This window comes from Megasphaera stantonii (assembly GCF_025567065.1).
GTDB lineage: Bacteria > Bacillota > Negativicutes > Veillonellales > Megasphaeraceae > Megasphaera > Megasphaera stantonii.
In genome coordinates, this window is the sequence record NZ_JAOQKD010000018.1 from 32411 (window position 1) to 46434 (window position 14024).

Sequence of the window (14024 nt, forward strand, 5' to 3'; positions counted from 1 at the left end):
GTTGGTCGAAAGACCCGCTTCATTTGCCGGCCATACGCATCACCCTGTCGGTGACTTCCTGCCGCGGCCTTCGGAGCGCCTTCAGCACCAAACGATAAGCTCACACCGTCCTTATCTCGCTGGCGTCGTGCCTACTTCCTCTCCTGCATCGCCGTACTTCATGCCAATTATCATAGCATAAAAGTACAAAAAGGGCAAGCAGAAATCCATGCCTGGCAGTCCCACTTACCGGCGGCGGTCCTCCTTGTCATCATCAATGGGCTTTACGTCGATGGTCATGCCCTTATGGCGGAATCGTTCTTCCCGCATGGCCGCTTCATAGCCGCGGCGGTAGGCGTCGTCGTCGGAGGAATTCTTTTTGCCTCTGAATTTGCGCCACAAGTGAGAAATAAGGGATACGATGACCAGCAGCAGGATGATATTGAACATGACGCCGAGGATGTCGGCCATAAAGCCCATATTCCCCCAGCCGAACAGGCTGCTCAGCATACTGCCTAAAAACATGCCGCCGGCCAAGAGGCCGATATTGCGCATGGCGCTGCCCCAGCCCGACGATTGGTTCGTCCGGGTCTGCGCGTTCGCCCGGGCATTGGCCTGCTGCGCGTTTTGGCGAGTCTGCTGATTGGTCTGATTATTCGTCGCTCTGTTCGTCGTGTTGTTTCGGACGGTCCCCTTCGATCCCGACGGCAAAGCTTTAGGAGCCGACACGCGCACGCCGCCGCGCGCAGCAAAGGCAGGCGTCGAAACGACAGGCGCGGCCGCAGCAATAACCAGTCCGGCCAAACATACGACAGCAATTTTCTTAAAATTCATAGTACACTCTCCATTTCGATATCTAGGTATTACAATTATATTCTATATCTATATATTATATTACACTAAAAACGTAAAAAAGAGCAAGGCAAAAACCTGCTCCCCTATGTAAAATCCATATACAGCAGGCCCCAAAACACCGTATTTGGATTGTATTAATCAAATTAAACCGGGAAAATAAACCGACAATTGCCGGTTTATTTCAATTTTTGATTTTGACACGTTCCGCTGACAAGGTCATACAAATTGACGCCGGAAAAATACGCTGTCAGCTGTTCCTGAAGCTGTCCAAAAGACGTATGAAGGCCGCAGTCGCCGCCGTTGCGTTCACGGTACGGACACACAAACCCCTCGTCCAGGCAGTTGCTGAGCATATTTTCCCTGTCCATGACCTGAATCAAATCCATCAACGTAATATCATGCAGATTCTTTACCAGCCGGCAGCCGCCCTGGGCTCCGCGGATAATTTCGATGTATCCGGCCCGTTCCATTTTCTTGGAAATTTTATATGCAAACTGCCGCGGTATGAGCTGTTCATCGCTGATTTCCCGGATGTTTTTCAGCCGCAGGTTAATTAAAGAACGTAAAATTCTTACAGCATAATCAGTTTCTCTTGTAATGATCACGTTGAATCCCCTTTTACTTTGATGTAATTCTTGTCTTACGGTTTACCTGTTTTAGTACAGCGCAGATTCGCCTTCTTTCCTTACAATCCACTCCAATAGTACTTTATATAGTTACTATTATACTAAATTCTTCATTATTTTTCATCATTTTTTTTACAAAATAATTGTCCTTTTGACGCCTGTTTCATATGTCTCCCCCTCCCGTATCAGCCGGCGGCCGCAAACGAAAGCCGCCTCTTGCACCGCCGGTAAAAAACTTATATAATTATTACCAGTTGTATGTTAGGTTTATTGTATAAATGAGGTGGAATATGTCTTTAGTTGATGAAGTAAATAATCGCCGTACCTTTGCCATCATCTCCCATCCTGACGCTGGCAAGACGACGCTTACGGAAAAACTTTTACTGTACGGAGGCGCGATTCATTTAGCCGGGTCGGTCAAAGCAAGAAAAACGGCTAAACACGCCGTGTCCGACTGGATGGAAATCGAAAAGCAGCGCGGCATTTCCGTTACCAGCTCGGTTCTGCAGTTTGATTACGAAGGTCATCATATCAACATACTCGACACGCCGGGCCATCAGGACTTCAGCGAAGACACGTACCGTACCCTTATGGCAGCTGACAGCGCCGTCATGCTCATCGACGTGGCAAAGGGCGTCGAAGCGCAGACGAAAAAGCTGTTCCGCGTCTGTAAGGACAGAGGCATCCCTATTTTTACCTTTGTCAATAAAATCGACCATTTCGGACGAAATCCCTTCGACCTGATGGACGAAATCGAAAACATCCTCGGCATCCACGCCTACCCCATGAACTGGCCTATCGGCATCAACGGCAACTACGAAGGCATTTACGATCGGGAATCGGCCTCCATCGAGCTGTTTGAAAAAGATACGTCTCACGGCCAGCGCAAGCTAGCTTCAACCAAAGGCGCCGCTGACGACCCTATTTTCAAAGAACTTCTGGATGAAGAAATTCATCAAGCTCTGATAGACGACATCGAGCTTCTCGACGCAGCCGGCGACAGCTTCGACATGGAAAAAGTAAAAAATGGCCAGCTGACGCCTATGTTCTTCGGCTCGGCCATGACCAATTTCGGCGTCAAGCCCTTCCTGGAAAAATTCCTGGAAATGGCTCCTAAGCCCCAGCCCCGCAAGTGCCTGGAAGGCGTAGTCGACCCCGAATCGGAGCAGTTTACGTCCTTCGTCTTCAAGATCCAGGCCAACATGAATCCCCAGCACCACGACCGGGTCGTATTCATGCGCATCTGCTCGGGCAAATTCGAAAAAGGCATGTCCGTCACGCACCGCCAGTCGGGCAAGACGCTGCGCCTCATGCAGCCTCAGCAGTTCCTGGCGACGGAGCGGACGATTATCGACGACGCTTACCCCGGCGACATCATCGGCGTATTCGACAACGGCACTATGGGCGTCGGCGATACCCTCTATGCCGGAAAGCAAAAGGTCACCTTCAAGGATTTCCCGACCTTCCCGCCGGAGCTGTTCGCCCGCATCCGTGCTAAGGACTCGATGAAACGCAAGCAGTTCCTTAAGGGCATGACCCAGCTGGCTCAGGAAGGGGCCGTCCAGATTTATGAAAATCTCGGCTCCATGGAAAGCTACATCGTCGGCGCCGTCGGAAAGCTGCAGTTTGAAGTGCTGGAATACCGCCTCAAGCATGAATACGGCGTAGACTTGGAAATGAACATGCTGCCCTTTACGGTCGCCCGCTGGCTCCAGCTGAACGGCCACGAATACAGGGAACTGAAAAACGTCGACAGCGCCATGCTGGTCAAGGACCACAAGCAGCGATTGGTACTGCTCATCGCCAACGAATGGCAGACCAACTGGATCTGCGAGCGCAATCCGGACATTACGTTCTGCACGACGCCGGATGAGCTGGCCCTCGATGACGACGAAGAATAATATATGCATAATAAAAACACCTTCTCATGCTGACCACAGCACCGAGAAGGTGTTTGTTTTTATATTGTTACCACATGCCCTTGGATTTCCAGAAGCTGCGCCGGCACATGACCAGCAGGGTCAGGATTTCCAATCGGCCCAGCAGCATGGACAAGCACAGAATGCTTTTTGCAAAATCAGACAAATTCGCATACGTACACGTCGCGCCGGTAATCCCAAAGGCCGGGCCAATGCAGCCCATGGTGCTGACGCTGATGCCGACGGCGTCGAAAATGTTCACGCCGTCCCATGTAAGCAGCAGCGCCCATAATACGATAAAGGCTATGTACAAAAAGAAAAACTGGCTCACGCGGACGACTGTATCGTCGCCGACGTAATGGCCGTTGATTTCTACGCGGCGTACCATGTTGGGATGAACCTTTTGAAAGGCCGTAATCCACAGGGCCTTGACCAAGATGACGACGCGGGATACCTTGAGGCCCGCCGCCGTCGAACCGGCACAGCCGCCGCAGATCATGAGAAAGAGCAGCAGCAGCTTGGAAAAGGCCGGCCACGTGTCATAATCTGCCGATACGAAGCCCGTCGTCGCAATGGATGCAACCTGGAACGAGGCGTATCGGAAGGCCGTCGTCCACTCGCCGCCGAAGGCATAGGCCAAATTCAGCATGATGAGGAGCGTCACAACGCCTAATATGAGCAAATAGGCCTTAAATTCCGTGTTCCGCCGCAAGACGCCGGGCCCCTTTTGATACACCTGATAGTACAAGCCGAAGTTTCCGCCGGCCAGTATCATGAAAAAGGTAATCCACCCTTCTACAACAGGATCGTCGAAATGGGCCACGCTGGCATTAAAGGTTGAAAACCCGCCGGCCGAAATAGTCGACAAGGCGTGGTTCAGGGCATTGATAAAATCCATGCCGCACAGGAGAAAAATAATCAGGGCGATGAGGGTGAAACCGGAATACATGCGGAACAGGACGTTCGTCATATCGTGAAGGCGGGGCAAGACGCGCTCCCGCGTCGGCCCGGCCACCTCGGCGTTGTACATGGACATAGTCGACTGTCCCGCTTCAGGCAGCAGGGCGATAAAGATGACGACGATGCCCAGCCCGCCGAGCCAATGGGTCATGCTACGCCAAAAGAGGATGCTGTTCGGCAGCACCTCCAGGTCTTCAATGACCGTCGCCCCCGTGCCGGTAAACCCGGAAATACTTTCAAAGAGCCCGTCGAGGATTCCCAAGTACCCGCCCAATACATAGGGCAGCATGCCCAGGCCCGTCGCCAGCAGCCAGCCCAGGCCGGTAATGGCAATGCCTTCGCGTATCGTCAGGGCCTTCGTCCGGACGTGTCCCCGGCGCTGGCACAGAAAGGACACGGCCACGGCCGCGCCGATCGTCAGGATAAAGGGCACGGCGCTCTCTTCGCCGCACCAGAAAGCGATGCCCAGCGGGATGAGCATAGTCAGTCCCTGGATAAATGAAATTTTTCCTAAAAACCGGCATACGACATGTAAATCCATAGGCATCCTTTCGTTGAAATTCTCTGCTGGCCGCACGGCGGCAAACCTACCAGACGCGGCGCTTCCAAAACGACGGCATCAACAGGGCCAGGACGGGAAAAATTTCCAGCCTTCCCATGAGCATGGATAGGCACACGACGGCCTTGCTGAACGAGGGCATATCCGCATAGGTGCACGTCGCCCCAAACAGGCCGAAGCTCGGCCCGCAGCTGCCCATCGTCGTGATAGCTACGCCCAGGGCGTCAAAAATGGGAATGCCGTCGAAGACCAGCAGCACGGTCCACAATATGTCCAGCATGACATATACGAAGAAAAACCGGGCCACGCCGTACAACACGTCTTCGGAAAAGTCTTCCCCGTTGGAGCGGACGTGCAGGACGAGGTGCGGGTGCATCTTCTGCCGTATGCGCAGGACGATCGTCTTGACCAGCAGCATGAGGCGCGTCACCTTCAGCCCGCCGGCCGTCGAGCCGGCGCAGCCGCCGACAAAGATGAGAAAGACCAGAATAAACTGGGAAAAGGCCGGCCATTTGTCGAAATCGCTGGAAATGAACCCCGTCGACGACGACAAAGACGCCGCCTGAAAAAAGGACTGGCGGAACGCTTCGCTCCACGCCCAGCCCTGCGCAGAGGCCAAATTGGCCGCCATCAGCACCGTCGCCGCGGCGACGAGGCCGACATAGGTGCGAAATTCCGTATCGTGCAGGATGACCTTGGGTCCCCGCTTCCATGCCGCCACGTACATGCCGAAGTTGGCGCTGGAAATCATCATGAAAAAGGCCAGCACCCCTTCGATCAGCGGGCTGTCGAAATAGGCCACGCTGGTGTTATACGGGGAAAAGCCGCCCGTCGCAATCGTCGAGCAGGCATGGTTCAGCGCTATGAGGAACGACATGCCGCAGGCCATGCAGGCCAGCGCAGCCGCCGTCGTAAATACGACGTACACGCAGAACAGGGCTTTAGCCATTTCCTTTACGCGCGGCACGTTCCGGTCCGACGTCGGCCCCGTGCTTTCGGCGTTGAACATATGAACCGTCCCCCGCCCCAACTGAGGAAATAAGGCGATAAAGATGACGATGATGCCGAGGCCGCCGAACCAATGGGTCAGGGACCGCCACAGCAAAATGCCCTGCGGCATGATTTCCAAATCGGGAATGACCGTCGCCCCCGTGCCGGACAAGCCGGAAATGCACTCGAATACGCCGTCCAGCACAGACAAATAGCCGCCGGCAGCATAGGGCACCATGCCCAAAAACATGACCATAATCCATCCTAAGGCCGTAATCGCAATGCCTTCGCGGTTCGTAACCTCCCCGACGGGAGCCCTTCCATACGCCGTCAGACCCTTGCCCAAGGCCAGGCAAACGCTGATGGCGACGGCAAAGGCGAATACGCTGTTTTCACTATACCACAGGGACACGGCCAGGGGAAGAACCATGCCGCAGCCGTAGGCCCAGGACAGGCGGCCTAATACATACCAAACTATTTTCAAATCCATTTGACGCGACGCCTCCTACCAACGGCGCTTAAAGGCCTGGGCCGCCGTCTGCAGCACGATGAGAAAGGAAAAGATTTCCAATCGTCCCAGAATCATCAAAAAAGCGCAGTATGCTTTCAGCCAGGCCGGCTCTGCGGAAAATTCGACGACGCCGAACAAGTGAGCCGTCGCGCCGGCGCTGGTCAGGCAGCCCGCCGCAACGCCCATGGACTGCAAGGGCGTCATGCCGGACAAGGAAATGATAATTGTCGATACGAAAAATACAGCCATAAACAAGAAAAAATAGCTGAGAACCCGGCTGATGATCTTCATATCGACGGGAACGCCGCTGACCTTTAAGCTGATGACCATGCGCGGATGCAGGAGATGGCGCATTTCCTGGGCTGCTATCTTGAACAGCACGATAAACCGCATGACCCGCAGGCCGCCCGTCGCCGAGCCGATGCAGCCGCCGACAAAAACGATAAGCAATAAGATGAATTTATCGAAATCAGGCCAAGCCGAAACGTCGGCCGTAATAAAACCGCTCGTGCTATAAAAGGAAAGGACGTGGAAAAATCCAAGCCGCAGGCTGTCCGCCCCATCGTACACGCCCATCTTCCACAAGTGGAAGGACACGAGAAGGGCCGTCCCCAGCAAGACGCCTAAAAACACGCGGAGCTCCGTATCCTGAAAGGCCGACTTGAGGTCCCGCCGCTCAAAGCTTTTCCAATACAGCAGGAAATTGCCGCAGGCCAGGAGCATGGAAAAGGCGCAGGCCCATTCCAAGGCCGGATTGCCGCCAGACATAAAGGAAAAAGGCGCGTCGCCGCTCGTCGATATGCTGCGGAAGGCGCTCGTACAGGCGTCGAACAGGGATAGCCCAGCCAGCAAATAGGCCAGAACGGACAGAACCGTAATGGCCGCGTATATCTTCCCTACCTGGCGGGCCGCAATATCCATGCGCCCCAGCATGGGGCTGAAGCTGATGCTCTGATGAACGGACAAGGTCAGGCCGAAGCAGCCGCTGACCTGCGGAATAATCGTCACCATCAGCAGAATAAAGTTCAAGCCGCCTAGCCATTCCATCAGGCCGTGCCACAAGACCAGCGAACGGGGCGTATCACCGGCCGGCCCGACGGCGCAGGACAGGCCGACAGTCGTATAGGCCGAAATGCTTTCAAAAAACGCATCGGCGACAGACAAGGTGCCGGAAAATAAATACGGCAGCATGCCGATGCCGCCCAGCATGATCCATACGAGAACCATGTACCAAGCGCCGCCGGCAACGCCCAGCTGCTTGCTGTGCCGGCGGCCGAAGCCCATCATCAGTCCGCCCAAGACCAGCGTGACGGCCATAGAAGGGCCGAAATACAAATACGCCGGTTCTCCCCAGGAAAAGGCGCACAGCAGGGGAATCAAAAAGGCCAGGCCGTTCAGGATTGCCATCCTTCCCAGGAGGAAGAAAAACAAATACATGTGCATCTCAATCCCTGCCTTTGAAATATTTCATGACTTCCTTGGAATGCGTCGTCTGGATAAACAAGATAACCCGGTCGCCGGCCATCAGCGCCGACTGGCCGTTTGGAATAAAGGCGTCTTCGCCGCGCACGTAAGCGCATACCAGGCATTCCCTAGGCAGCCGGACGTCCATGAGGCGCTTGCCCGCTACGGGCGCGCCGTCCTGCACGATGACTTCGACGGCTTCGGCCTTGGCCCCTTCAAGCAGCGATACGGACACAACGCCGCCGCGGCGGACGAAGGCCAATACTTCGCTGGCCGACAAGAGGCGCGTAGACAATACGATGTCGACGCCGACCTTTTCCATCAAGTCCGTATATTCAGCCCGCGATACGCGGACGATAGTCTTTTTCGCGCCGAAATGCTTGGCAATCAGGGCCAGCATGAGGTTCAGGCGGTCGTCGTCCGTAATGCATACGACGACGTCCGCTTCGGCGATGCCTTCCTGCTCCAGCAGGTTCAGGTCCGTGCCGTCGCCGCAGATAGCAATGCCGTTATCCATTTTTTCCGCCGCCAGCAGGCACCGTTCCCTGTTTTTGTCGAAAATCTTGACCTGCACGCCCTGCTTGTCCAGCATGGGGGCGAGAAAGCGCCCCGTCCGGCCAGCGCCGATGATGATGGCCCGCTCTACCCGCTTCGTATCGCTCTGGACGAAATTGACGCTGAATTTCTCAATCGCCTTGGGATCGCCGATAAAGTAGGCGTTGTCATGAGGCAGGAGCTGGTCGTCGCCGTGTGGGATGATCATGCGGTGGTCCCGGAAAATCATGCCGACCAGTATAGACGGCGGAATTTCCAGATCCTTGAAGGGAATATTGACCAAGGGCGAATGGCGGCGCACCTTCGTTTCAAACAGGCGCACCTTGCCGTTGGCGAAATCTTCTACGTTCAGCGCCGCCGGCGTCATGATGATGCGGTTGATTTCCTGGGCCGTAATCAGCTCCGGGTTCAGCATCAAATCGATATCGAAATTTTCTTTTAAGTAATCCTTTGCTTCCGATAAAAACTGCATGTCCCGAATGCGGGCCGCTGTATAGGTAATGCCGTGCTTCTTGGCCAGAATGCAGGCCACCATATTGACCTCGTCGATAGCCGTCGCCGCGACGAGGACGTCCGCTCCTTGTATATCGGGATTATTCATCGTAATCGGGCTGGCGCCGTTGGCATGGACGGTCAGGACGTCTAAGGTATTTTTGACGACTTCCAGCCGCTCCTCATCGTGGTCTACGACGACGACGTCGAACTGCTCGTTTGACAACAGCTCGGCAATGCTGTATCCCAGCTTGCCGGCGCCTACAACTACTATGCGCATATGCTCACCTCTGTGCTATACGTAGATATCGTAAGAAATAATCGCGCCGCAGTGATTATAGCAGCACATTAGGCAGTGTATGCTATACTATACTGTATCCACTGCCTACGCTACTATATCATAAAAGAACTGCCGTGGCTAGGAGAGAACAGATAATCGCCGGAAAATTTACATGGATAGGCCCGTATCTCTAGCAACGGCAAGTTAAATATGATAAAATTAATTGTTTGTTATAGCATGTAAAAATTATGAAACAAGAGGAGTATCATGGCTAATAAGTTCGTATCGGGGACCTTGATTCTGACGCTTTCCGGCTTTGTCGTCAAAGCCATCGGCAGCATCAACTGGATTATCTTATCCCGTATTCTCGGCGGCGAAGGCATCGGCATTTACCAAATGGCCTTCCCTATCTATCTGCTGGCTCTGGACGTATCCAGCGCCGGCCTTCCTATCGCCATTTCCATTATTACGGCGGAAAAGGCAGCGAAGCAGGACTATCTCGGAGCGCAGCGCATCTTCCGCGTGTCCTTGTCCATGCTGTGCACGACGGCGTTATTTCTCAGCATTCTCATGTTCTTCGGTGCGGAATTCCTCATCGACGAACAGATCATCCGTGAAAGCCGGGCCTATTATTCGCTCATCGCCTTAGCGCCGGCCATCTTCTTCACGACGGTCATCGCCGGCTACCGCGGGTATTTGCAGGGCTGGCAGCAAATGACACCGACGGCCCTATCTCAAATCGTAGAGCAGCTGGTCCGCGTCGTCGTCATGCTCGGCTTTGCGGCCCTGCTCCTGCCCTACGGCCTCGACTATGCTGCAGGCGGCGCCAGCCTGGGCGCCGGCGCCGGCGGTCTGGCAGCCTGGCTCGTCTTGATTTATTACTATTATAAGCTGAAGCGCTCCCTGCCCTCGGACGGTCCCGTATATCCGAAAGAAGACATCAGGCATATTTTAAAGCGCCTCGTCGTCCTGGCCGTGCCCATTTCCTTATCGAGCATCATGCTTCCCGTCGTGTCGAACCTGGATTTGCTCATCGTCCCCCGCCGTCTGGAAGTCGCCGGATACGCTACGGCCCAGGCAACGGAATTGTTCGGCTATCTGACAGGCATGTCCGTGCCCCTCATCAACTTGGCGACGATCTTGACGGCGGCCATGGCCATGAGCCTCGTGCCGGCCATCAGCCACAGCTTTACGCTGAAAAATTTCGACGAAATATACGAACGCACGGCCAGCGCCATGCGCATCTCCTTCCTCGTGACGATTCCCTTCAGCGTCATGCTCTACGTCATGGCCGAGCCCGTCGTCACCTTTATTTACAATGCGCCGGCTGCGACGGACGCGACGAGAGGCGTTGCCATCGCCATTTGCTTCCTCGGCCTGCATCAGATCACGACGGCTATCCTCCAGGGCTTAAAGAAGCCTAAAATCCCGGTCATCAACATGGCCGTAGCCTGCGTGGCCAAGGTGGCCTGCAACTGGTTCTTAGTCGCCATTCCGGCCTTCGGCATCACCGGCGCCTCCTATGCGACTGTAGCCGACATCGGCGTCGCCGCCGCCCTGAACCTGTTTTTCATCTACCGCCATACGGGCTATATCATTCACGCCAATATCATCGTAAAGAACGTCGTTTCTGCCGCGATTATGGGCGTCATCATGTATTTCGTCTACGATTTCCTCTATCTGCACATCGGCCTGTTCCTCAGCCTCTTCCTGACCTGCCTGTTAGGCTCGGCAATCTACATCGGCCTCATGGCCCTGACCGGCGGCGTAACCAGAGAAGACGCCGCAAAGATGCCCTTCATAGGCCGGTTCTTTTAAACAGTATATCTCATCAATCAAACCCATCAGTAGATGATACGTCCCCTCTTTACTGGACACCCCAGTAAGGAGGGGACTTTTTATGCGTTATCCCTATAAATTTAAGAGAACCTGTGTAAACTTATATCGCAAAGGAAGCTGGCCCCCACACCGAAGAACTGAACACCCGGCAAAGTCATAAAACGATCCGGGAATCGTTCCGCATGGAAAAAGCACAATATCTCGAATTGATTTGCTTGGGATTCCAATGGCGCCGCCCTGAATACGGCCGGTGTTCTGCACAACCCCTGCCTGAATTTGGACCGTCTTTCCCTGCAGTACGCCGCTGTTTTCCACAGCTTCCTTCGTATCCATTCCGAGATTCTTGGCGCATCCTCTGAAACAAGGTCGGCATTTTCAGCAATATTGTCCATAAGAAATCCTAACTGCAATCCAGCATTCACTTTGCTGCCGACAGTTTTAGAAAGTACACTCACTTGGCTGTTGTAGAAATACTCTTCTCAACCGTGATTTGTGTCAATTTTTCACTAGCCTTAGCAGCTGCCAAGGCAGCTACTTTTTTAACATTTCCCATATACCACTGAAAAGTTCTCGCCTGATCCGTGCGGATAATGATTCGGTAACTTTAACTATATATTTCTATCATATACGCAAAACACGGAGGCAGCAAGTTCTCTGCACTTGCTGCCTCCGTGTTTTATATTCAGATGCCGAACCTTCTATCCTGCATCTATGATTCAGTTGGTGGGCTTACCGAGCATATACTCGAACCACTTTATTCAAGTATTCGATCGATATTTTACTGTCTCCATTCCGCGTAATCCATTCAATGCGTTCATTTCAATTGATAGCCATTTTACATTATGAATCCCATTGTGTAACCATAAATTTCTTAATATCTTTAACTAACTTTTCAACAAACCGAATTTGTTCTTCACATTCCTCCTGACTTACAACAAAAAAGTCATCGTAATCGCTGGCTTCCCTAATAAGGGCCAACATGTGTATCCCTCTGCCACATTCTTTGGGTAATTTTCCAGTAGAAATATATTCTTTATTAAAATTTCCCAATAATGTTTTATGCTTTTTAAAATCTGTATTTTGCAAGGCAAATACAGCTCTCATTGCAAAAAAAGCCGCATAATAACTGCGATTAATTGCGTCTTTATAGTGTTTATTCGTGTATAATTCTTTTGCAACAATAAGCGTTTCTTCAGCTCTGGCCAATCTATACCGGGATAATTCTATATTATCCAATTCTGATGCCTTCTTTCTGTATGTTCTGATAATATGGAACTACCTTTTCTCTTTGTTTAAATAATTCATAATTTTGAAAAACAGGAGAAATCCATACATTGTACTTACCATTATATTCCATCGTAACATCTACAATTTTTTTCATCAAACTTATATATTGGTCTTGTTTTTTCTTTGTAAATATTACAATATCAATATCTGAATCATCGGTCTGTTCTCCACGCGCAAAGGAGCCGTATAATTTTGCTGCAATAAAATCGTCTTGTAAAATATTGCTGATTCGCTTAACATACTCAATTAAAAATTCAGGAGTTTTTTGTTGATATTGTCCCATAAAAATATCCTCCTTCATATTAATCATATCATTATTATACTATGAAATGCAAAAAATATATAGAAAGTAGGCTTTGCCGGAGCTATCCTTCTTTACTAGCTCGTCGACAGAAGTGGGATACGCGCCGGTTTCAATTTCATACATCGCCGCTACGTTGTTGATCGTATGTAAGTCGGCTTCAATCTTAGCGATTTTCGCCGTTTTCCCGACCGATATGAATCTCGGCGAAACTACACCACCACCTAGGTAGGTAGTGTCAAGTTTACGTCATTACCGGCATTCAGAATTACCGCACCGTTATCTCCCAAGGCCTGTAAGGTCGCCCCGGCAAGGTCGATATTATGGCCGGCTTCAACGAGCAGCACGCCGTCGTCACCCGTCACGGCAATCCCTGCCGTGCGATTCAGCACATACTGATTAGCAAGGCAGTCTACTGCTACAGCATTTTATCATGCAAAATTAAGAAACTATTCTTTAACAAAAACTATTACAGATTACAAGTTATATTTACTAAAAAAATCATCGTATTCTATAAACACAGCCCAGGTATATTCCGGTTTTGATCTGTCCATACTAACTGTCAAAATGTATGGCTCTTTTTGTGCAGTAAATTCATATACTCTCTCGGAGGTTTTCAATATAGCCCAACCATCATCTTCCAATCGATGCTGTACAGATGAAAAAGTTGTTGAAGGTAATTCATTGGTTTGAAAAAACATGACAAGAGTTTTTGAAATAATAGCTCTCGTATTCACTACCTGAATCTCATTTTGTTTATATTCTTCTAATGCCGAAATTGTCTGTAACTCTCTCTTTAATAAATAAATTTTATTCTCTATTTTTTGATGAAAAATAACTTTATACAAGCTCCCTCCAATAAGCCATAGAATTATACATACTAAAAAAGAGATAATTATACATTTCCATATCTTTTTCTTAATATTTTTAAAACGCATAAATTACCTCCTCAAACATAATAATTTAAATTACCAACATAAAAAACATACCCAACAGTAAGAGAAATTCCAACACCAGCTGCTGATGTTAATTCTACTGTAGGAGTCAAGGACGTATTAATCCCGATATTTCCACCGTACCCAGCAAAACCTCCGAGCGAGCCACCTAATCCAGTAATTGCTTCACGATATCCCTCTGGAGTATCACTCATTATATTAGATGCCCAGCCAGCACCAGTTGTTACTGGCACACCAAAACCCAAAGATGGATTCCAAGCAGGCATTGCATAAACATTGGCATACTTATCAACCAGAACAGAAAAAGATCCTCCAAATAAAGCAGCCAATCCTTTTCCGCCACTTTTTGGTTAATTGTAAAATGAATTTGAACAGGTAATCAAAAAAACAAAAATCCATAGTGAAGCTTCATGTTAAAATGGTTTTGCGAGAAATCATCAACAAAGGAGCA

13 protein-coding genes are annotated in these 14024 nt (G+C 51.0%); 2 read left to right on the top strand and 11 right to left on the bottom strand.

The genetic code is table 11. The annotated features are described in order from the left end of the window. Positions 1–225: 225 nt before the first annotated feature. Both OCV58_RS09320 and OCV58_RS09325 read right to left on the bottom strand, forming a co-directional pair. A complete protein-coding gene (locus tag OCV58_RS09320; RefSeq protein ID WP_154877680.1) occupies positions 226–813 on the bottom strand; it encodes a hypothetical protein in 588 nt (195 codons plus the stop codon). Between the two features lie 197 nt (positions 814–1010). Next, the gene (locus tag OCV58_RS09325; protein ID WP_087477018.1) at positions 1011–1439 is read right to left on the bottom strand and encodes an RrF2 family transcriptional regulator; all 429 of its coding nucleotides are present in this window, start codon (positions 1437–1439) and stop codon (positions 1011–1013) included. 311 nt (positions 1440–1750) lie between these two features. Between OCV58_RS09325 and OCV58_RS09330 the strand changes: the two genes are divergently transcribed. Next, complete coding sequence (locus tag OCV58_RS09330; RefSeq protein WP_154877681.1) at positions 1751–3361, top strand: peptide chain release factor 3; 1611 nt, start codon at positions 1751–1753, stop codon at positions 3359–3361. Between the two features lie 67 nt (positions 3362–3428). Here OCV58_RS09330 and OCV58_RS09335 read toward each other — a convergent pair whose 3' ends face one another. From OCV58_RS09335 to trkA, 4 genes are read right to left on the bottom strand one after another with little or no spacing between them, the layout of a single operon-like run. Next, positions 3429–4880: a TrkH family potassium uptake protein gene (locus OCV58_RS09335; RefSeq protein ID WP_154877682.1), complete on the bottom strand. Its 1452-nt coding sequence runs from the start codon at positions 4878–4880 to the stop codon at positions 3429–3431. A 46-nt stretch (positions 4881–4926) separates the two neighbouring features. Further along, complete coding sequence (locus OCV58_RS09340) at positions 4927–6378, bottom strand: TrkH family potassium uptake protein (protein ID WP_154877683.1); 1452 nt, start codon at positions 6376–6378, stop codon at positions 4927–4929. 15 nt (positions 6379–6393) lie between these two features. After that, positions 6394–7842 (bottom strand): TrkH family potassium uptake protein, encoded by a 1449-nt coding sequence (locus OCV58_RS09345; protein WP_154877684.1) that lies wholly within the window; start codon positions 7840–7842, stop codon positions 6394–6396. A gap of 1 nt (position 7843) precedes the next feature. Beyond that, positions 7844–9190, bottom strand: coding sequence for a Trk system potassium transporter TrkA (gene trkA, locus OCV58_RS09350; RefSeq protein WP_095628933.1), 1347 nt, complete (start codon positions 9188–9190; stop codon positions 7844–7846). Positions 9191–9457: 267 nt separating this feature from the next. Between trkA and OCV58_RS09355 the strand changes: the two genes are divergently transcribed. Then, the gene (locus OCV58_RS09355; RefSeq protein WP_154877685.1) at positions 9458–11008 is read left to right on the top strand and encodes a putative polysaccharide biosynthesis protein; all 1551 of its coding nucleotides are present in this window, start codon (positions 9458–9460) and stop codon (positions 11006–11008) included. A gap of 861 nt (positions 11009–11869) precedes the next feature. Here the strand turns inward: OCV58_RS09355 and OCV58_RS09360 are convergent. The 5 genes from OCV58_RS09360 to OCV58_RS09380 all read right to left on the bottom strand — a co-directional run bounded on the left by OCV58_RS09360 (position 11870) and on the right by OCV58_RS09380 (position 13902). Then, positions 11870–12265, bottom strand: coding sequence for a HEPN domain-containing protein (locus OCV58_RS09360; protein WP_267312875.1), 396 nt, complete (start codon positions 12263–12265; stop codon positions 11870–11872). Further along, positions 12258–12599: a nucleotidyltransferase domain-containing protein gene (locus OCV58_RS09365; RefSeq protein ID WP_267312876.1), complete on the bottom strand. Its 342-nt coding sequence runs from the start codon at positions 12597–12599 to the stop codon at positions 12258–12260. The genes OCV58_RS09360 and OCV58_RS09365 overlap by 8 nt, the downstream gene beginning before the upstream one ends. Positions 12600–12841: 242 nt before the next feature. Beyond that, on the bottom strand, positions 12842–13009 hold the full coding sequence (locus tag OCV58_RS09370) for a hypothetical protein (RefSeq protein ID WP_267312877.1): 168 nt from the start codon (positions 13007–13009) through the stop codon (positions 12842–12844). 84 nt (positions 13010–13093) lie between these two features. Next, complete coding sequence (locus OCV58_RS09375) at positions 13094–13555, bottom strand: hypothetical protein (RefSeq protein WP_154877689.1); 462 nt, start codon at positions 13553–13555, stop codon at positions 13094–13096. Positions 13556–13566: 11 nt separating this feature from the next. Further along, a complete protein-coding gene (locus OCV58_RS09380) occupies positions 13567–13902 on the bottom strand; it encodes a hypothetical protein (RefSeq protein WP_154877690.1) in 336 nt (111 codons plus the stop codon). Positions 13903–14024 lie beyond the last annotated feature (122 nt).

What these genes read in the sequence shown, in the direction of transcription:
- OCV58_RS09335 (WP_154877682.1), bottom strand. Translation starts at nt 4,880, where the DNA reads ATGGATTTACATGTCGTATGCCGGTTTTTAGGAAAAATTTCATTTATC.
- OCV58_RS09345 (WP_154877684.1), bottom strand. Translation starts at nt 7,842, where the DNA reads ATGCACATGTATTTGTTTTTCTTCCTCCTGGGAAGGATGGCAATCCTG.
- trkA (WP_095628933.1), bottom strand. Translation starts at nt 9,190, where the DNA reads ATGCGCATAGTAGTTGTAGGCGCCGGCAAGCTGGGATACAGCATTGCC.
- OCV58_RS09330 (WP_154877681.1), top strand. Translation starts at nt 1,751, where the DNA reads ATGTCTTTAGTTGATGAAGTAAATAATCGCCGTACCTTTGCCATCATC.
- OCV58_RS09340 (WP_154877683.1), bottom strand. Translation starts at nt 6,378, where the DNA reads ATGGATTTGAAAATAGTTTGGTATGTATTAGGCCGCCTGTCCTGGGCC.
- OCV58_RS09375 (WP_154877689.1), bottom strand. Translation starts at nt 13,555, where the DNA reads ATGCGTTTTAAAAATATTAAGAAAAAGATATGGAAATGTATAATTATC.
- OCV58_RS09320 (WP_154877680.1), bottom strand. Translation starts at nt 813, where the DNA reads ATGAATTTTAAGAAAATTGCTGTCGTATGTTTGGCCGGACTGGTTATT.
- OCV58_RS09365 (WP_267312876.1), bottom strand. Translation starts at nt 12,599, where the DNA reads ATGGGACAATATCAACAAAAAACTCCTGAATTTTTAATTGAGTATGTT.
- OCV58_RS09355 (WP_154877685.1), top strand. Translation starts at nt 9,458, where the DNA reads ATGGCTAATAAGTTCGTATCGGGGACCTTGATTCTGACGCTTTCCGGC.